Source organism: Bradyrhizobium sp. 192, from assembly GCF_023100965.1.
Taxonomy (GTDB): domain Bacteria; phylum Pseudomonadota; class Alphaproteobacteria; order Rhizobiales; family Xanthobacteraceae; genus Bradyrhizobium; species Bradyrhizobium symbiodeficiens.
Map to the genome: position 1 here is coordinate 7,130,392 of NZ_CP064690.1, position 18,355 is coordinate 7,148,746.

Below are 18,355 nucleotides of genomic sequence, written 5' to 3' on the forward strand. Positions count from 1 at the left end.
GAGCCCGCAGCACGACGGAAAGCGCCGAAACGGAAGTCCGGCGTTATCGGCCGCCCACCCTCCGCATCGGAGAGAGATAGCGCCGCCTCAGCCCCTGCGCGCCGAATCGGCCGGCGCGGCCACCCCGCCCCGCGCTGTCGTGTCGACGAACTCCCAGCCCTCCCTGAGCTCGGCGAGCCCGGCGATGATACGCCCGAAGCTCGCGCGCGCATGCGGGCGGCCGAACGCCTTGTGGCTTGCCAGGATCATCGCATGGTAGGTCTGGAACACCCGTTCCGCCACCGCGCCGCCCTTGGCGAAATCGAGGTTGTGGCTCAGCCCGCGCAGGATCGCAGTCGCCCTCATCAGGTATTCGTGGCCCTCCTCGAAGCGGCGCGCCTCCTGCGCCGCTAGCGACTTCTGCAGGAAGGTGATCGCGCCACCGAGCAGCATCGAAACCGCCTTGAGCGGCGGCACGCTGGTTGCCGCGCCCCGATAGGCCTGGTTGGCCATGTATGCCATCTGATTATGCATCATCGATCACTCTACTTTACACGATCAACTGCTCGAGGAGCTGTTCAGCAGCGCCTTGAGGTAGGTCAGCGTGCTGTTGGCGCTCTCGATCGCCGCCTGGTATTTCGCGTACTGCGCCTCGAGCTGCGCCTGCAGCGTGGACGCGGCGCTGTTGATGTCGTCGACCCTCTGCTGGAGCTCGTCGTCGCGGGTCGTCAGACTGGTAATCTGCGTTTGCAGCACGCCGGTCGACGACGAATAGTCCTTCGCGATCTGATAGAGCCGCGTTGCTATGCCGGAGGTCGACGTCACCGTGATCGACTGCGAGGTCGAACCGCTATAGGTGAAGGCCATGCCGGCGTAGATCGAACCGGAAGCACCGATGACCGTGGTGCCGCTGACCGTGAACAGCGACGCGTCTCCGCCGACCGAGGCCGAAGTGAGGTTGCCGTCGGAATCGACCGCGATATCAAGGGTGAAGGATTGCGGCGACGTTCCGGTGTTGACGACGCTGAGCTGGCTCGACGACGTCGTTGTCTGCGCCGACAGCAGCTTGGTGACGCCGCTCAGGTTCGTACTCAGGATATCCGACAGCGTGCTGGTATCCAGCTCGAGTTCATTGCTCTCGTTGAAGGACAGGCCGAGATCGGCCATGGTCATGTCGCCCACGGTCGTGTTCAGGGCATTCTGGAGCGCATCCATGATGTTGCGCATGGTTCCGTCGCCGAACAGCACCGCGCTCGAATCGGCGGTGCCGTCGGTTGCGGTCGCCTGCTGGGCGATCACCTCGTCGCGAAAGGCGTTGTAGTTGGTGACGAACGTCTCCAGCGTCGATTGGATCTGGCTGGTGTCCGTCTCGATGCTGATGTTCAGCGTCGCCCCGTCCGGCGTCTCCTGAAGCAGGCTGAAGGTGACGCCGCTCAGGACGTCCGAGATGTCGTTGGTGTCGCGGGTCATCGCGATGCCGTCGAGCGTGAACTCGGCGGCCTGCGCCTCCTGGAGCACGTCGGTGAAGCTCCCCGAACTGTCGGTCACACCGAGCTTGTTCAGGATATCGTCGCTGGACGTGCTCGAATAAGCGATGTCGGCGGCATCCTCCGTGCCCGTCAGCACGATCTGGAAGGACGTGCTGGAGACCTGCACGATCGAGGCCTGGACGTTGGTCGTCGACGTCTGTGCATTGATGGCATCGACGACGTCCTGAAGCGACATCGTGCTGGTGATGGTGATGTCGGACGTAGCACCGCCCTCCAGACCGATGGAAAACGTGCCGGAGTAACCGAGTTCGTCGGTTTGACTCGATTGCGAAGTGCCGGAAACCTTTTGAGCGGCGGCCAGCTGACTGATCGTCAGCGTGTGGTCGCCGATAGCGGCGCCACTCTTCAGCGTCATCGAAAGCGCCGACGAGGCGCTCACGTCGCCGGTGGAACTGATGCTCGCAGCGCGCGTCGCGAATGCGCTGGTGGACAGCGAGTTGACCACCGCGGTCGAAAGCGACGCCAGCCCCGAATACAGCGTCTTCAGATCGCTCTGGAGCGTCTGATAGGCCGAGATCTTGGCCTCGTTGTTCGTGATCGTGGTCGAGATCGTGTCCGCCTGGGCGGTCTTCGCGTCGACGGCGGATTGGATCAGCGCCGTCCAGTCGATGCTGCTCGAATTGGTGGTTCCGCTCGTGGTGACGGAGACCCCCGAACTTGTGCTGCTGGTGCTCGAACTGACGCTGGTCACTTGGCTCGGCCGTCCCTGACAGAGAGGACCGGGCCGGCATCATGCCGGCCCGGAAGTTGATCATCAGCCCAGGAGCTTGAGGAGATACTGCGGCATCTGGTTGGCGGCGGCCAGCGCCGACACGGCAGCCTGGGTCTTCACCTCGGCCGAAGACAGCTTTGACTGCTCGGCCGCGATGTCCACGTCCTTGATCGCGGAGTTTGCCGATTGCAGATTCTGCGTCTGGGTCGAGATCGAATCCGACGAGAAGTTGAACCGCGATTCCTGGGCGCCGATCGAGGCGCGCGCGGCGGAGACCGTGTCGATTGCGGTATCGAGGGCGTCGAGCGCCGATGTCGCGCCGGTCTGGGTGCTGACGTCGAGCGCGTTGACCGCGAGCGAGGACGCCGTCAGGCTGGTCAACGTGATGGTGATCGTGTCGGAGCCGTCCGAACCGACCAGCACGGACACGCCGGACGAAAACACGCTGGATCCATCGAGCAGGCTCTGGCTGGAGTAGCGGGTACCGGTCGCGATCGAGTCGATTTCGGAATTGAGCTGCGAGAATTCCGATTGGATATAGGCGCGGCTGGAGTCGGTCGTGGTGCCCGAGGCGGACTCGGAGGCCAGCGACTTCATGCGGGCGAGGATGTCGGAGATGTTCGAAGCGCCGCCGTCGGCGGTCTGCAGGATCGCGGTAGCCTGCGAGGCGTTGGTCGCAGCCTGTTGAAGCGTGGTGACGTCCGAGGAGATGCGCGTGGAGATCGCAAGGCCCGCGGCGTCGTCGGATGCCGAGGTGATGCGCGAGCCGCTCGACAGCTTCGAGAGCGAGCTGCTCTCCTGCGCGGAGTTGATGTTGAGATAGCGGACCGCTGCGTTGGCGGCGGTATTGGTGTTGATTGCGGGCATTGGAATCTCCTGTGCTGATGGGCAAGCGTGCCGCATCGTTGAAATCGACCTACGACGACGCGGACCGCAGCCCCGTCCGTTCGCTCAAACGGCGGAGCGCCAGCAGATCAGGCGCGGAAATCTTCGTGCGGTGGTTTTTATGGTTAGCAATCGGTAAACGCGGCGCGGATGTCGCGTTCGTGCTTGCGCAGGAGCTGGCGAAGCTGCTGGCGGCCGCGCTTGAGCAGCGACTCGACGGCCGCCACCGTCGTGTCCATCACCTCCGCGATCTCGCCGTTGCTCATGTTCTCGTGGTACGAGAAGATCACCGCGATGCGCTGTTGCTCGGGCAGGCGCTGCATCGCGAGCTCCAGCATGCCGTTGAGCTCGTTGCGTTCGATGATTTCGACGGCGCCGGGCTGACCGTCGGCGACTTCAGGCACCGTCTCGACATTTTCGTTGCGCGGCTTGCGCCTGAGGTCGATGCAGCGATTGGAGATGACGCGGTAGAGCCAGGTCGAGAATTTGGCGCGGCCGTGCTGCCAGCGCCCGCGGTGGCTCCAGATCTTGAGCATGGTGTCCTGCACCACGTCCTCGGCGTCCGCCGCATTGCCGACGATGCGGAGCGCGATCGCGTAGGCGCGATCGATGTGACGCTCGACCAGCATGCGGAATGCGACTTCGTCGCCGGTTGCGAGCCTGTCCAGGAGCTCGCTGTCCTCGTCGTAGACGACATCGGCGGTATCGGGCGCGAGCGGCACCGACGGCATCACCGGCACGATCGCATCGACCGACGCCGTCGTCGTGATCTCGGCCTCAGCGGGAGCCCAGACATCAGCAGCGTAACTCATCCCGCAATCTCCAACCCGCAATGCCGGCGGCGCACATGCCACACGGCTTCCAGGCGTTGAACGCGGGGCCAAAACAATCCAGGCGGATAATTTCTGTGTTTTTTCAATATGTTAGCCGGTATGTTTTGCCGAGTGTCGGGCAATAATTGCCGACCGCGCGCGACATTCGCGCGTCATGTCTGCAATCATCGCATCGTCTCGCGCCATGACGGATCATTCATCCTGAACAGATGTCGTTGGGAGAAAACGCTGACATTACGCGGCACTAGGCGATCGCACGCGACACGCGCGTGGCGCAACGAGAAGCGATTGTTTCCGAGTGTGAACGAAGACGAGACGACTTTCGCACTCGGCAATTTTTTCCGAATCACCTTCTTCGAACCTAGCGATATTTTTGAATCTGTCAGTCGCGACGAATGCGTTTTTGAATCGCGCGTGAACTTTTTTCGCATCTGTGGCGCCTGACTCCACACGTGCGCGCGTTAATGCCTCGGTGGACGGGGAATCGCAGCATGAATTCAGCGACGGCCGGCGCAGAGCGCCGTGCGAAAATTGTTTCTGCTTGGTCTTTCGATGTTTTCGATACATTTCTTCTGCGCGCCTGCACGACGGCGGATGGCGTGTTTGAAAGGACTTACGAGCTATCGGGTATTTCACGATCCTGTCCGAATGTTTCCGGGAGTTTCGTTCAACATCGCATCCAGGCCGAATCGCGTGCGCGTCGGACCGCGAAGGAGAAGCGCGGCGCCGGCGAAGTGGGCATCGAGGAGATCTATTCCTATTTTCCGTTCAAGCTATTCGGTCTTTCACGCGGCGATTTGAACGATCTGGTCGAAGCCGAGTTCACCGCCGAGGTCGAGCTTTGCCGCGCCAACCCGGACATGGTCCGGCAATATCTGGACATGAAGCGCGCCGGCCATCGCGTCGGATTCATCTCGGACACCTATTGGGACTCCGGTCGGCTGGCGCGGCTGCTGCGCGCTTGCCGCCCCGGGCTGGTCTGGGACTTCCTCTATGCGTCCTGCGACCATGGCAGCGGCAAGAGCGAGACGTTGTTCGCCACCTATCTCGCAGAACAGGGCATCGACCCCGGCGCCTCCTTTCACGTCGGCGACAATGAGAAGGCCGACATCAAGGGAGCCAAGCGCCACGGCATTCACCCCCGCTATTATCCGCAGGCAACCGCACAGCTCGCCTCGAAGTTTCAGCGCGAGACGGCACTGTTCGAGCTGCTCTGCACCGGCGCGCCATCGCGGCTCGATCATGGCGCGCGCACGCTGCGGCGCATGGTCGCCGGCCACAACGCCGAGAGATCGCAAGCCTTCCATCTCGGGCTGACCGTGCTCGGCCCGGTGATGACCGCGTTCGACGCCTATTTGGCGCGCCGCTGCGGGGAGATTGCAGGTCCTGGCCGCAAGGTCTCGCTCGGCTTTCTCGGCCGCGACGGTTTTCTGTCGCACCGGATCCGGCAAGAGCTGCATGACACCACATCGGCCTATCTCGAGATCAACCGCCGCGTCAGCCTGATCGCCTCGGCCGATACGATGCAGCCGCTGGTCGATCTGCTGAGCAAGGTGTTCAAGATCGACGCGCCGACCTTCCACGACATGATGAAGATCATGCCGCCGAAGGTCGCGGCGTTCTTCGCCGGCTTTCCCGGCGGCATCGCCCCCGGCGAAGAACTCGCCGAGGCGCTTCCGGGATTGATCGATCCAGCCGAGATCGTCGCGCTCGCCGCGGGCCTGCGCGCCCGGCTGCTCGCCTATCTGCGTCGAACCATCCCCGGCTTCGACGACTGCACCGATCTCGTGCTGGCCGATCTCGGCTATTCCGGCAGCGTGCAGAAGGCGCTGCGCCGCATCTTCGACCTCGAAGGGATCGAGATCCGCCTCCACGGCGCCTATCTGATGTCGCTCGACGACGCCTTCGACGATCTCACCGCGGAAGACAGCGCAGCAGGCTTCATCTCCGACCTCGTGGTCACCCCGCACGTCAAGCGCATGCTGATCCGCAATGTCGCGTTGCTGGAGCAGGCCTGCTGCTCCGCCGACGGTTCGGTACGCGACTACGACGGCGGAGCGGTGCTGCGCGAAATCAATCCGCGTCCCCCGGAGCAGATGGCGCTTGCCGCGGAGATCCAGGCCGGCGCGCTGACTTTCGCAGCCAGCGCGGGCGACATCGCGCGCGACTACGGCCTCGATCCCTATGCCGCACCCGATGTCGCAGCGAGCTGGTGCACGGCGACGCTGGCGCGGCTTCTGCTGCTGCCCGACGATGACGAACTGGCGCTGCTCGGCACGTTCAAACACGACGTCAATCTCGGCACCCACGCCCTCGCGCCGCTGCTCGACCAGCAGTTCGTGCGCAATCAGATCACCGCGCGCGGCCTCTCGGCGGCTTGCACGGCCGCAGCGCCGCCAATGTGGCTCGCCGGCAGCTTCGCCGGCCTGTCACCGTCCTACAATTATCTTTACGTGCTGTTCGGAGCCAACCGCCTGCCGGCCGACGTCTTTGAAGAACGGCCCTGTGGGCCGGTTCAGGTCGGCCTGTTCCGTGCCGGCGGCGATGCGACGCTGGAGGCGGTGACCGTCCATCGCACCGGGCTCGGCGAGCTGCGTGTGCGCATCCCGCTATCGCGCGGCATGGCGATCACCATGATCGCGCTGCCGCTGGCGAAATTCGCGCGGGAGGGGCTGCTTCATGGCGTGACCGTGCAGCGGGGCGACGATGTTCGTGATGCCGCCGAGAGCCAGTACGTTGTCGGTATCGCCGCCGACGGGCTGATCTGGGCTGGCGTACAGTGGAATGGTGGCCATTATCGCGCCGACACTGAAGACGGCTGCCTGCTGATCCCGGTCACCGCGGTGACGCAGGAAATCGCGGTCTACTCCATCGCGATCACCCCGCTCGGAGCCGACCCCAAATAGTGCGCCTGATCGCGTCGCCCCGGCCGTTGAAGTGCCAGGGCTTACGAGGGGACACGGAATTGCGGGACAGGACGCAGGCGAATCTCGATCAGTTGCTGCAGTCCGGCGGCATCCGGCTCGGCCGGGCCCAGCACGACCGCCTGGGCTGGCTGGTGGGCCAGTACGGTGCGCCGACGATGGATGGCATTCCGGACGGACGGCGCAACGGCGTCGTCATTCTGAAGGAACCGCCGAGTGGCGCGGCGGCCGAGCTTTTCTATCGCTCGCTCAATCCCGCCTGCGCCGTCGTCATTGCCCGAAGCGAGAATCCCGGCTTCGATTTCCTCAAGTCCAAGCTGACCGAATTCGGCACCGTCGGCCCCTGCGGCGCGGAGGGCCCGCACGAGATGTGGTGGGGCGGCATCGGCTGGTCGAAATTCCTGTCCGCCGCCGACGACTGCACGGCCCGGCCGCGGATCGTCTCCTGCCATCCGCGCGGCGGCGACGATGGCGCCGCACACGAGTTGAGGCAATCGCTCGAGCGGTTGCAGCTCAATTTCCATATCGAGGCAATCGAAACCCAGCTCGCCGACCGCGTCCTCTGCTTCGAGAAGGCGGAGTTCCTGCTGCGGATGTGGACCACATATCGCGAGCCGCTGCTGTTCGTCGAAGCCGGCTCGACCTTGCGAGAAGCCCCGCTGCTGCCGTCTTTCCTCGGCTGCGACGTCGCGGTTCACAAATGGAATCGCTGGGAGATGTCGGCGCGTACGCTGTATCTCGGCCGTACCAAGGCTGCGGAGCTGCTCCTGCGTACCTGGCAGCAACTCGCTGCGTCCTACCCTGCGATCTGGGAGGGCTATCTGCTCGACCAGGCCTGGAGCCTGACATCGTCGCAGGTGCCGCTCGATACCGTATGGCTGCCGCGATCCTATCACGCGCTGCAAGGCGACCTCGGCGCCTCGCGTGCCACGATCCTGCACGACCAGCAGACGACCACGCTCGAACTCGGACCCGATCCCGGCTTTGCCAGCATCGTGCGAACGGCTCGCCGCGCCGGCCGCACCGGCGCCCGAGACGCCTTCATGGTGATGACCTCGAAAGCCGAGACCGGCAACGGCATCGCCGTGATCCTGCGCGACGTCTCGGTCAGTGATCCCGGTGCGGTGGCTGCGACGCTCGAGGCCGTGACCGGCGCCTATGCCGCCGATTGCGGCGGCTTCGGCCGGCTCGAGCTATCGCTCTGCGCCTGGCAGGACGACGTCGGTGTGGCGCGTGAAGCCGCCGGCCTGGCGCGGTACCGCATCCTGGAGATCGCACCGGGACAACACATCGCCAACGATTTCTTCGCCGCCAACGCCTGCGACGATGCGGTCATGACCGCACGCCGGCTCTTCCCCTGAGGGACCAGAAATGCTCAAGACCATCATCCTGCTCACCGACACCGTGCAACAGCAGCAGCCGCTGGCCAATCTGCTCCGCGAGCATCGTCGCGACCTGTCCTTCTGCTCGGCACTCCGCGCATCGGACCTCAGCGCGATCGACCCGGACGTGTTGAGCGAGGCGCGGCTGGTGTCTTTCGCCGCCGACGTCGCGGTGCCCGAAAAATTCCTGCTCAAGCTCGGCTACGGCGCCTATAAATTCTACGCCACGCCGACCCAGTATCCGGGCCTGCCGCCGGCACCCGACGAGAGCGACGACGATCCGCGCTGCTACTCCGTGATCGCGCAATCGATGACGATCTGGCCGGATTTCAAGAAGGTGGTCGGGCTGGAGACCGTCACGATCCCCGATGGCACCGTTGCTGCCGAACGCGAGCGCATGGTATTCTCCCGCCTCGCCCATCTGTTCTGGGAAATGTCGCACATGATCGCCGGCGAGGCGACGGACCTTCCCGGGATCATCGGATCCGGCGAGAGCCAGCGTCCGACGGCCGCGATGATGAACTGAGCTAGCGCCCGCGAAGCTGCGCTGACAGAGCATCGCGGTGTTCGGGCGCGGCGATCGCGATCATGCGGCGCCCGCGCTCGGCGAGGCCGCAGCCGCGCAACTCCGCAATGCCCCATTCGGTGATGATGGCATCGACGTCGGCGCGCGGCGTCGTCACCGTCTCGACATGGGCGACGATCCGGCTGGTTCCGTCTGACGCCGTCGCCGGCAGCGCGATGATGGCTCTTCCTCCGGGAGAGGCATTGGCGCCGCGCACGAAATCGAGCTGGCCGCCGATCGCGCCGATCGCAACGCCGTTCAACGTCTCTGAATTGACGCTGCCGTCGAGCCCGACCTGAAGCGCCGAGTTGATCGCGACCAGCCGGTTGAGCCGCGCCAGCACGTTCTGGCTGTGCGTGTAGGACGTCGGCCGCACCGCGATCGTCCTGTTCTCATGGACGAAGCGGTAGAGCCGCTGCGTGCCGATCACCTGGTTGGTGACCGTGATGCCGGGATCCATCCCCTTTTTTGCGTTCGTCACCGCGCCGCACACGATCAGATCGACGACGGCGTCGTTGATCAGGCCGGAATGGATGCCGAGATTGTGCAGGTGCGACAGCGACGAGAGAATTGCGTCCGGAATCCGGCCGACGCCGAACTGAAGCGTGCTGCCGTCGATGATCAGGCTCGCCGCATGCGCCGCAATGCGCCGGGAGACGTCGTCCGGCGGCGTCGAAGCCAGCTCGACGGGTGACCGGCGCGCGGCCACGCGCATGTGGATCGGCAAGCCCTCGGGCCATTCCGCGCCGAACGTAAAAGGCGCATCCGGATTGATCTCGGCGATGACGAGGCGCGCAGCGCGGGCGGCGTCAATGACGTAGTCGTTGGAGAGGCTCGCGCTCAAGCGGCCGTCACCGGCTTCCGCAAGCTGCACCAGAACGACATCGGCCTTGTGGCGGTGGGCGGCGAAGTCGCCACAAAAGGCGCTGTAGTTGCTCGGGATGACTTCGAGCCGTCCGGCCCTGGCGAGCCGCCGCGCATTGCCGATCACGCCGTAGCTCTGGAATGCCACGTTGGGTGCGCACGACGCGGAGAACGTCTCCGAGAACACCGGCCCGATCATCATGCGAAACGACGGAAGCTGCGCCGCCTGCGCCATCAGCGCTTCGGTCAGCGTGACAGGCTCCGCCGTCGCCTGCCCGCACACCACGAGATCGCCCTCGCGGATCAGGCCGTAGAAGTCGATCGGCGGCGAGTCCACGGACATTGCGGGCGTGAGCTCAATACGACTTGGCGAGGCCCAGCACCTTTTCGGCGATGAAGCTGAGCGCGAGCTGCGGGCTGACCGGCGCGATGCGCGGGATCAGCACTTCGCGCAAATAGCGCTCGACGTGGAATTCCTTGGCATAGCCGAAGCCGCCATGGGTCATCACCGCCTGCTCGCAGGCATGGTAACCAGCCTCACCGGCGAAATACTTTGCCGCATTCGCGCCAGCGCCGCAGGGCAAGCCCTTGTCGTATTGCCAGGCTGCCTGCATCACCAGCAGCCAGGCGGCCTCGAGCTCGATCCAGTTCACCGCGAGCGGATGCTGGATGCCCTGGTTCTTGCCTATCGGGCGATTGAAGACAACGCGCGTCTTGGCGTATTCGGTGGCGCGCGACAGCGCGACTCTTCCTAGGCCGACCGCTTCCGCCGCAATGAGAATGCGTTCCGGGTTCATGCCTTCGAGGATGTACTGGAAGCCCTTGCCCTCTTCGCCGATGCGGTCCTCCATCGGAATCTCAAAGTCTTCGAAGAACAACTCGTTGGAATCGACCACCTTGCGGCCCATCTTCTCGATCTCGTGGACCTTGATCCTGTTGCGATCGAAATCGGTGTAGAACAGGCTCAACCCATGGGTCGGCGAGCGCACTTCTTCCAGCGGCGTGGTCCGCGCGAGCAGCAGGATCTTGTGCGCGACCTGCGCGGTGGAGATCCACACTTTCTGGCCGTTGACGATGTAGCGGTCGTTCTTGGCAACCGCGCGGGTCTTCAGCTGCGTGGTGTTGAGGCCGGTGTTGGGCTCGGTGACGGCGAAGCAGGCCTTTTCGCGGCCCTCGACCATCGGCGGCAGCATGCGCTTGCGCTGCTCCTCGGTGCCGAACACGACGACGGGATTGAGCCCGAACACGTTGATGTGCACCGCAGAGGCACCGGACATGCCGGCGCCGGATTCGGAGATGGTGCGCATCATGATCGCGGCTTCGGTGATGCCGAGCCCCGAGCCGCCATATTCCTCCGGCACGCAAATGCCGAGCCAGCCGGCGTCGGCAAGTGCCTTGTGAAAATCGTGCGGGAAGCCGCCGTCGTGGTCCTTCTTCAGCCAATAGGCATCCGGAAAGCCTTCGCAGATCTTGGCGATGGCGTCGCGAATGGCTTCCTGCTGATCGGTGAGCGCGAAATCCACGTTCTTGATCTCCTTTTTGGGAGCCGCGAGCTCCGATCCTAGCGCCCCATCTGCGATGGTAGCCAGAGGATGATAGACGGAAACGCCACCAAAATCGCGATCGCGATCAGGTGCGCGATGAAATGCGGGAAGGTGCCGTGGAACACCTCCGCCACCGGCCGCTTGGCATAGCGCGCGACGATGAAGCAATTCAGCCCCACCGGCGGCGTGATCATGCCGACCTCGGCGGTGACGATCTTGATGACGCCGAACCAGATCGGATCGAAGCCGAGCGTCTTGATCAGCGGCAGCACGATCGGCACGGTCAAGACCAGGATCGCGATCTGATCCATGAACGAGCCGAGCACGATGTAGCCGCACAGGATCAGCGTGATGATCACCCAGCGCGAGGCCGGCAAGCTGCCGACCCAGGCAACGAGATCCTGCGTCACGTGGGTGAGCGTGAAGAAGTAGCCGAAGATCGAGGCGCCGACGAGGATCGTCACGATCATGCAGGTGCCATGGCTGGCGCTGAGCAGCGCGCGGTAGAGCGTGCCGGGCGTCACCTTGCCCTTGGCGATGGCGAGCACCAGCGCTCCCGCGGCCCCGAGGGCCGAAGCCTCCGTCGGGGTTGCGATGCCAAGATAGATGGTGCCGGTGACGAGCGAGAACAGCAGCACCATCGGGCCGACCTGCCACAGCAATGCAAACCGCTCCCGCCACGACACCGGCTCCACGCGCGGGGCTCGCGAAGGATCCTGCCAGACCAGGAAGCCGATCGTCGCCATGATCGTTGCCGTCACGAGGATCGCCGGAATGATGCCGCCGATCAGCAACTGCCCGATGTTGACTTCTGCGAGCAAACCGAAAATGACGAGCGCCACGCTTGGCGGGATCAGCATGGCCAGCGTTCCCGAGATGGCCACGACGCCGGCCGCCATCTTGGGCTCATAGCCCTGTCGGATCATCGCAGGGAGGCTCGTCGACGCCAGCGTCGCTGCCGACGCCGTCGAAGTGCCGCAGATCGCGCCAAAGCCTGCGCCGGCAAGCGCCGTTGCCATGCCGAGCCCGCCGGGAATGCGGCCGACCCAGGCAGAAGCCGTCTTGAACATGTCGTCGGCGACGCCGGACAGCAGCACGAGATCCGCCATCAGCAGGAACATCGGGATCGTGATCAACTCATAGGACGACACCGTCGAAAGCGGGGCTGTCTGGAGAATGCCGAACAGCGTGCCGGTGCCGCCGACCATGAGCAGGCCGACCGAGCCGGCAAATCCCATGGCGAAACCGACCGGCGTGCCGATCGCCAGCAGGACGAAAAGCAGTCCGAGCACGAGAATGACTGTCATCGCTGCCGCCGTTATTCGAAGGAATGGGCTTCGCCGGTCTCGTTGACAGGCGGCAAAGGAAACAGATCACGCCCGGAGACGAGGCTGAGGAGGTTACCGACGAATTGCAGCGCCAGCCGCAGCACGAGCACGCCGCAGCCGAATGGCACCAGCGCGGCCGAAATCCAGGTCGGCCACGCAATGGCGCCGGCAAGCACGTCGTGCTGCTCGTAATTCTCCAGCGCGCGCTCGAACCCAACCTTGCTGATCAGGCCGAACACGAACAGTCCGGTGAGCGCGGTGACGATTTCCGAGAGGCGCCGGCCCGCCGTCGGAAAACGTGTCAGCAGGATGTCCACGCCGACATGCGCATGCACGCGCAATGTATCCGACAACGTCAGGAAGAACACGGCCGCCAGGAGATAAAGCCCGATCAGGTCGTAGGTGAAGGAGAACGGGCTGTTGAGGACGTAACGCATGAACACGTCGGCCACCACCAGCGCCATGATCGCGAACAGAGCGATCGCGGCGATCACCGTCAGCGCGCGCTCCAGCGCGCCGAGCACATCCGTTGCCCGCCTGATCATCCCCCGCGTCTCCTCTTCCGCTGCGATCGTGTCGCGCTACTTGGCGCCGCCCGCGGCGAGCAGGCCGTCGAACTCCTTGAGGGTTGCGGAGGCCTGCTTGCCGCGGCTGTCGAGCCCGGCCGCCCATTCCTGAGCGACGCCCTTGAGCTTCTCCTTCATCTCCGCGCGCGTCGCCTCGGAGAGCGCGGTGAAGCTGATGCCCTGGTCCTTCATCTTCTGCCGCGTCGCGTCCTGCTCTTTGTCGACCTCGGCACAGGCCTTCGGCGTGATCGCTTCCGAGGCCGCGTCCATTGCCTTCTTCACATCGTCGGGCAGCTTGTCCCAGACCGATTGATTGATCGAGTAGGCGACGATGAAGCTGCCGAAGCTGACGCCGTCGGTGGCGTATTTGACGAGCTTGTCGAGGCCATAGGCGACGACGCTGTCCATGGGGAACAGCAGCCCGTCCATCGTGCCGCGCGACAGCGATTCATAGGCATCGGGCGCGGCCATTCGCACCGGCACTGCGCCGAGCGTGCGCACCGTCAGATCCTGTGCGCCGCCGGTGGTCCGCAGTTTCAGGCCCTGCATGTCCTTGATCGTCTCGACCTTCTGCTTGGCCGTCCACACTTGATAGGGCGGCAGCACCACGGCCATCAGCAGCTTGATCTTGTTGGGCGCATACTCCTGTTTGGCGAGGATGCCTTCCCGCGCCGCCTTCCAATAGGCCAGCGTACCCTGGCAGTTGGTCTGGAATGCGCCCGGCAATTGCGCGACCTCGGAGAGCGGCATCTTGTCCGAGACGTAGGACGGCCCGATGTAGCCGATGTCGATCACGCCGGACTGCGTCAACCGCAGCATGTCGGTGGCCTTGCCGATCTGCTGATTCGGATAATGCGTGAATGTCACGGCGCCGTTGGTGCGCTTGGCGACATCGTCCATCCACGGCTTCAGCATCAGGCGGACGAGATAGTGGTCGGCGGGGAAGCTGTCTGCGACCTTCAGCTCCAGCGCCTGTGCCGACAGCGTCGAGACCGGCAGCGAGAGTGCGAACGCTGCTGCCACCCATACCCAATTCCTCTTCATTTGGCTTCTCCTTGACGCGCCCTCACGCGGAAGGCGGCAGCCATTTGCTGCCCGCCCGTCCGGCTCCACTTCTTGCTTGAGGAAAATGTACATATATGTGAATTTATCTGTCAAGCATATGAACGATGCATAGGGCCATGCACCAATGCGAGGAAGCATCGAATTGACACTCCCGTTTTCTGAACTCTAACTCCACCTATATGAATTCACACGAGGCTTCATGGGACCGCTCGCCGGCTTCACCATTCTCGACCTGACCTCGGTGCTGATGGGCCCCTACGGCACCCAGGTGCTGGCCGACATGGGTGCCGACGTCATCAAGGTCGAAAGCCCCGAGGGCGACATCGTCCGCCAAATCGGCCCCGGCCGCACGCCCGGCATGGGCGGGATGTTCCTCAACGCCAATCGCGGCAAGCGGAGCATCGTGCTCGACCTCAAGAAGCCGGAGGGGCGCGAGGCGCTGCTGCGGCTCGCGAAGCGCGCCAACGCGCTGGTCTATAATGTGCGTCCGCAGGCCATGGCGCGGCTCGGTCTCGACTACGAGACGCTTGCCGCGATCAATCCCGCCCTCGTCTATGTCGGTGCGTTCGGCTACGGCCAGTCCGGCCCCTATGCGGCCAAGCCCGCCTATGACGATCTGATCCAGGGCGCATCCACGATTCCGACATTGCTCGCAGCCGCCGGCGACGGAACGCCGCGCTATGTCCCCGTCACCATCGCTGACCGCATCGTCGGGCTGATGATGGTCAACGCCATCATGGGCGGATTGATGCACCAGCAACGCACCGGCATCGGCCAGCGCATCGACGTGCCGATGTTCGAATCCATGGCGGAGTTCGTGCTGGTCGATCATTTGGGCGGCCTCACCTATGACCCGCCGCTCGACCACGGCGGCTATGCCCGCCTGCTGTCGCGCTACCGAAAGCCCTACAAGACCAGCGACGGCTATCTCTGCGTGCTCATCTACAACGACAAGCACTGGCGCAGCTTCTTCGAGGCGATCGGCCGGCCTGAGTTCTTGCAGCAGCCGCGCTTCGCCAACCACGCCGCGCGCACCCGGCACATCGATGAGATCTACGAGGAGATCGGCCATATCTTCGCAACGCGCTCGACCGGGGAATGGCGCGAGTTGCTGGAGCGCGCCGACATTCCGGTGATGCCGATGCACACGCTGGAGACGATTCTGGACGATCCGCATCTCAATGCGGTCGATTTTTTCCGGACAGTCGATCATCCCGTGGAAGGCCGCATCCGCCAAATGCGCGTGCCCTCCACCTGGAGCGTGACCCAGCCGGAACCGGCCGGCCCAGCCCCGACTCTCGGCCAGCATGGCCGCGACATCTTGCGCGAGGTCGGCTTCTCGACGGAGGAGATCGAGCAACTCGCAGAGCAAAAAGCAGTTCACCTGGCCGCGCCGCCGTAACGGCAGCGCTGGCCAAAATCGCAGAACACAGGGAGGAAACCGCGATGGCCGGACTTTATTTCGAAGATTTTTCCGTAGGCCAGGAGTTCAGGCATCCGCTGACCCGGACCGTCACGGAGATGGACAACACCATGTTCAGCCTGCTGACCCTCAATCCGCAGCCGCTGCATATCGACGCGCATTTCGCCGAAAAGACCGAGTTCGGCCAGCGCATTTTCAACAGCCTTTACACGCTCGGCATCATGATCGGCATGACGGTCTATGATACGACCATGGGCACCACCGTCGCCAATCTCGGCATGACCGACGTGACCTTTCCAAAACCGGTCTTCCATGGCGACACCTTGCGGGCGACGACGAAGGTGCTTTCGTTGAGGGAATCCAAATCGCGCCCGAAGGCGGGCATCGTCGAGTTCGAGCACCATGCCTTGAACCAGAACGACGAGATCGTCGGAAAATGCCGCCGCATGGCGATGATGCACAAGAGGCCGGTCTGATGCGTTCGATGTTGTTCGTGCCGGGCGATTCCCCGCGCAAATTCGAGAAGGCGAGCGAAGGCAAGGCCGACGCGCTGATCATCGATCTCGAGGATTCCGTCGTCACCGAGAAGAAGGAAGAGGCGCGCGGGCTGACGCTGACCATGCTGAAGGGCCGCCCCGGTCAGCACCAGCTCTATGTCCGCGTCAACGCGCTCGACACCGGCATGACACTGGCCGATCTCGCGGCGGTGATGCCCGGCAGGCCCGACGGCATCGTGCTGCCAAAATCGCAAGGCGGCGACGACGTGCGCAAGGTCGCGACCTGGCTCGAAGCCCTGGAAGCGGCGGCCGGCATCGCGATCGGCACCACCCGCATCGTCTGCGTCGCGACGGAGACGGCAAGCTCGATCTTCGGCCTCGGCAGCTATAAGAACTGCTCCCCTCGCCTCGCCGGCCTGATGTGGGGCGCGGAAGACCTCTCGGCCTCGCTCGGCGCCACCGAGAAGGCCTCGGGCGGCGTGTTCCACAGCCCCTATCGGCTCGCGCGCGATCTCTGCCTGATGGCGGCGGCCGCAGCCGAGGTTGCGCCGATCGACACCGTCTATACCGACATCGACAACCTCACAGGTCTCGAGCAGGAGACACGCGCAGCGCGGCGCGACGGCTTTTCGGCCAAGGCGCTGATCCATCCGAAGCACGTCGATGTCGTCAACGCCGCGTTCGCGCCGACGGAAGCCGAACGGTCCTGGGCGGAGAAAGTGATCGCGGCGTTCGCCAGCAATCCCAATTCCGGCACGCTGCGGCTCGACGGCCAGATGATCGACAAGCCACATCTTCGCGCCGCGAAGAAGATCCTCGGCCAGCCCTAGAGAAGCAGGAAGCAACGCCACCATGATCGTTCGCCAAGCCGCAAACGTCCTGGAGATCATGGAATTCTTCGCGCAAGTGAAGAAGCCGGCGACGCTTGCGGAGATCGCCGATCATTTCGGCTGGCCGCGCTCCTCGACCTTCAACCTGCTCGCGACGCTGTCGGAGAAGGGCTATCTCTATGAGCCGCGGCCACGCGCCGGATTCTATCCGACGCCGCGATGGCTCGCCATGGCGCGGATGATCTCAGAGGTCGAGCCGCTGCCGCAATGGACGCATACGCTGATCGCCGATCTCTCCGCCGAGACCGGCGAGACCGCATCGATCGTGGCGCCGGCCGGCGTGATGGCGGTGTTCATCGACGTCGTCGAATCCGCGGCCGCGATCCGCTATTTCGCCACCATCGGCCACCGCGTGCCGATCCACGCGACCGCCAGCGGTCGCGCGCTGCTGCTGCAATATTCTCAGGAAGAGCGCGACTCCGTCTACCGCAAGATCGAGTTCAGGCAATACGGCCCATCGACGCCGATCAGCATCGAGGCGGTGGAGACCGAGCTGCGCAACTCGATCGCGCGCGGCTATTGCCAGAGCTTTGCCGATTACAGCCGCGATCTCGCCGGCGCCGCGATCCCGCTGCCGATCGGCGACCGCCGGCTGTCCGTCGTCGTCGCCGGTCCGGAATTCCGGATCGGGCCGAGGGTGGCTGAGGTGGCCGCACTGATCGCCCGGACAGTCGATCGGCTGCGACCGAAAGCAGCGGCGTAACTTAGAGCTGCCCCCTCGCCCCGCTTGCGGGGAGAGGCGACGAAAGCCGCCACTACACGATCTACATCGACATATCCGGCAAGCCGTCGAGCTTGCAGAGCAGCACGTCCCCCTTCACCACGGGGCCGACATTTTCCGGCGCGCCCTATCGGCCGGGATGTTGGTGCCGCCTGATTTCAGCGCGGCGACCAGCTCGACCTCGTGATGATAGTTGCTGGTCAGCGACGGATAGGAATGATCGGCGATCTCGCCGGTCGCGACGTTCTGGATCGCATCGGTCGGCTTCTGGAAGAAGAACGGAGGCTCGCGGTTCGGATCCGAGCCGCGCTCGATCCCGTGCGCGGCGTAGTTGCGCCCGATGCAGTAGATGCGGCGGACCTGGAACACTTGGCTTTCGCCGACGATCGGGATCGTCACCATCGGCACCGGAAAGATCGGCCTCGGTGCAGCCTGCGCAGCTGCCGGCGCCGCTTCGCCGCGGTCATCGTGGCCGGGGCAGCGAGCACGTCACGTCGAGACGTCTTCGTCATGGTTCGGTTCCCTCGCTTGGGGACTCGTTTCCTCAGAGGCGTTCTTAACCAAACGGTCCGCAGGCCAATGCCGCAACGGCGTCACACGCCATCGTCGAACCAAGCCACGTCATTT

Annotated in this window: 16 protein-coding genes and 1 pseudogene; 7 read left to right on the plus strand and 10 right to left on the minus strand. The window is 64.2% G+C overall.

Features of this window, described 5'->3' with window-relative positions; translation table 11 throughout:
- Positions 1-87: 87 nt before the first annotated feature.
- The 4 genes from IVB24_RS33400 to IVB24_RS33415 form a co-directional block, all read right to left on the minus strand.
- Positions 88-516 (minus strand): flagellar export chaperone FliS, encoded by a 429-nt coding sequence (locus IVB24_RS33400; protein WP_247770628.1) that lies wholly within the window; start codon positions 514-516, stop codon positions 88-90.
- A gap of 21 nt (positions 517-537) precedes the next feature.
- A complete protein-coding gene (fliD, locus tag IVB24_RS33405; RefSeq protein WP_247770636.1) occupies positions 538-2,220 on the minus strand; it encodes a flagellar filament capping protein FliD in 1,683 nt (560 codons plus the stop codon).
- Positions 2,221-2,283: 63 nt separating this feature from the next.
- Complete coding sequence (locus IVB24_RS33410) at positions 2,284-3,108, minus strand: flagellin (RefSeq protein ID WP_247770638.1); 825 nt, start codon at positions 3,106-3,108, stop codon at positions 2,284-2,286.
- Positions 3,109-3,251: 143 nt separating this feature from the next.
- A complete protein-coding gene (locus tag IVB24_RS33415; RefSeq protein WP_247770640.1) occupies positions 3,252-3,938 on the minus strand; it encodes an RNA polymerase sigma factor in 687 nt (228 codons plus the stop codon).
- Positions 3,939-4,693: 755 nt separating this feature from the next.
- Between IVB24_RS33415 and IVB24_RS33420 the strand changes: the two genes are divergently transcribed.
- Genes IVB24_RS33420 through IVB24_RS33430 form a run of 3 tightly spaced genes read left to right on the plus strand, consistent with a single transcriptional unit; the run spans position 4,694 to position 8,791 of the window.
- On the plus strand, positions 4,694-6,865 hold the full coding sequence (locus IVB24_RS33420) for a hypothetical protein (protein ID WP_247770642.1): 2,172 nt from the start codon (positions 4,694-4,696) through the stop codon (positions 6,863-6,865).
- 59 nt (positions 6,866-6,924) lie between these two features.
- A complete protein-coding gene (locus IVB24_RS33425) occupies positions 6,925-8,244 on the plus strand; it encodes a hypothetical protein (RefSeq protein WP_247770644.1) in 1,320 nt (439 codons plus the stop codon).
- Between the two features lie 10 nt (positions 8,245-8,254).
- Positions 8,255-8,791 (plus strand): hypothetical protein, encoded by a 537-nt coding sequence (locus IVB24_RS33430; RefSeq protein WP_247770646.1) that lies wholly within the window; start codon positions 8,255-8,257, stop codon positions 8,789-8,791.
- A gap of 1 nt (position 8,792) precedes the next feature.
- On the opposite strand, the gene IVB24_RS33435 is transcribed toward IVB24_RS33430, so the two are convergent.
- From IVB24_RS33435 to dctP, 5 genes are read right to left on the minus strand one after another with little or no spacing between them, the layout of a single operon-like run.
- A complete protein-coding gene (locus IVB24_RS33435) occupies positions 8,793-10,037 on the minus strand; it encodes an acetyl-CoA hydrolase/transferase C-terminal domain-containing protein (protein WP_247770648.1) in 1,245 nt (414 codons plus the stop codon).
- Positions 10,038-10,050: 13 nt separating this feature from the next.
- Complete coding sequence (locus IVB24_RS33440) at positions 10,051-11,217, minus strand: acyl-CoA dehydrogenase family protein (protein ID WP_140481010.1); 1,167 nt, start codon at positions 11,215-11,217, stop codon at positions 10,051-10,053.
- A 38-nt stretch (positions 11,218-11,255) separates the two neighbouring features.
- The gene (locus IVB24_RS33445; protein ID WP_094977165.1) at positions 11,256-12,545 is read right to left on the minus strand and encodes a TRAP transporter large permease; all 1,290 of its coding nucleotides are present in this window, start codon (positions 12,543-12,545) and stop codon (positions 11,256-11,258) included.
- Between the two features lie 11 nt (positions 12,546-12,556).
- Positions 12,557-13,111: a TRAP transporter small permease gene (locus tag IVB24_RS33450; protein ID WP_247770650.1), complete on the minus strand. Its 555-nt coding sequence runs from the start codon at positions 13,109-13,111 to the stop codon at positions 12,557-12,559.
- Positions 13,112-13,147: 36 nt separating this feature from the next.
- The gene (dctP, locus tag IVB24_RS33455; RefSeq protein WP_247770652.1) at positions 13,148-14,176 is read right to left on the minus strand and encodes a TRAP transporter substrate-binding protein DctP; all 1,029 of its coding nucleotides are present in this window, start codon (positions 14,174-14,176) and stop codon (positions 13,148-13,150) included.
- Positions 14,177-14,396: 220 nt separating this feature from the next.
- On the opposite strand from dctP, the gene IVB24_RS33460 reads away from it, so the two are divergent.
- Genes IVB24_RS33460 through IVB24_RS33475 form a run of 4 tightly spaced genes read left to right on the plus strand, consistent with a single transcriptional unit; the run spans position 14,397 to position 17,710 of the window.
- Positions 14,397-15,599 (plus strand): CoA transferase, encoded by a 1,203-nt coding sequence (locus tag IVB24_RS33460; protein WP_247770653.1) that lies wholly within the window; start codon positions 14,397-14,399, stop codon positions 15,597-15,599.
- A 44-nt stretch (positions 15,600-15,643) separates the two neighbouring features.
- Entirely contained in the window at positions 15,644-16,096 is a 453-nt protein-coding gene (locus IVB24_RS33465) for a MaoC family dehydratase (protein ID WP_011089535.1), read from the plus strand.
- Positions 16,096-16,947 (plus strand): CoA ester lyase, encoded by an 852-nt coding sequence (locus tag IVB24_RS33470; protein ID WP_247770660.1) that lies wholly within the window; start codon positions 16,096-16,098, stop codon positions 16,945-16,947. The genes IVB24_RS33465 and IVB24_RS33470 overlap by 1 nt, the downstream gene beginning before the upstream one ends.
- Positions 16,948-16,969: 22 nt before the next feature.
- The gene (locus IVB24_RS33475) at positions 16,970-17,710 is read left to right on the plus strand and encodes an IclR family transcriptional regulator (protein WP_094977160.1); all 741 of its coding nucleotides are present in this window, start codon (positions 16,970-16,972) and stop codon (positions 17,708-17,710) included.
- Positions 17,711-17,771: 61 nt separating this feature from the next.
- Here IVB24_RS33475 and IVB24_RS33480 read toward each other — a convergent pair.
- Positions 17,772-18,240, minus strand: a pseudogene (locus tag IVB24_RS33480) (fumarylacetoacetate hydrolase family protein).
- Positions 18,241-18,355 lie beyond the last annotated feature (115 nt).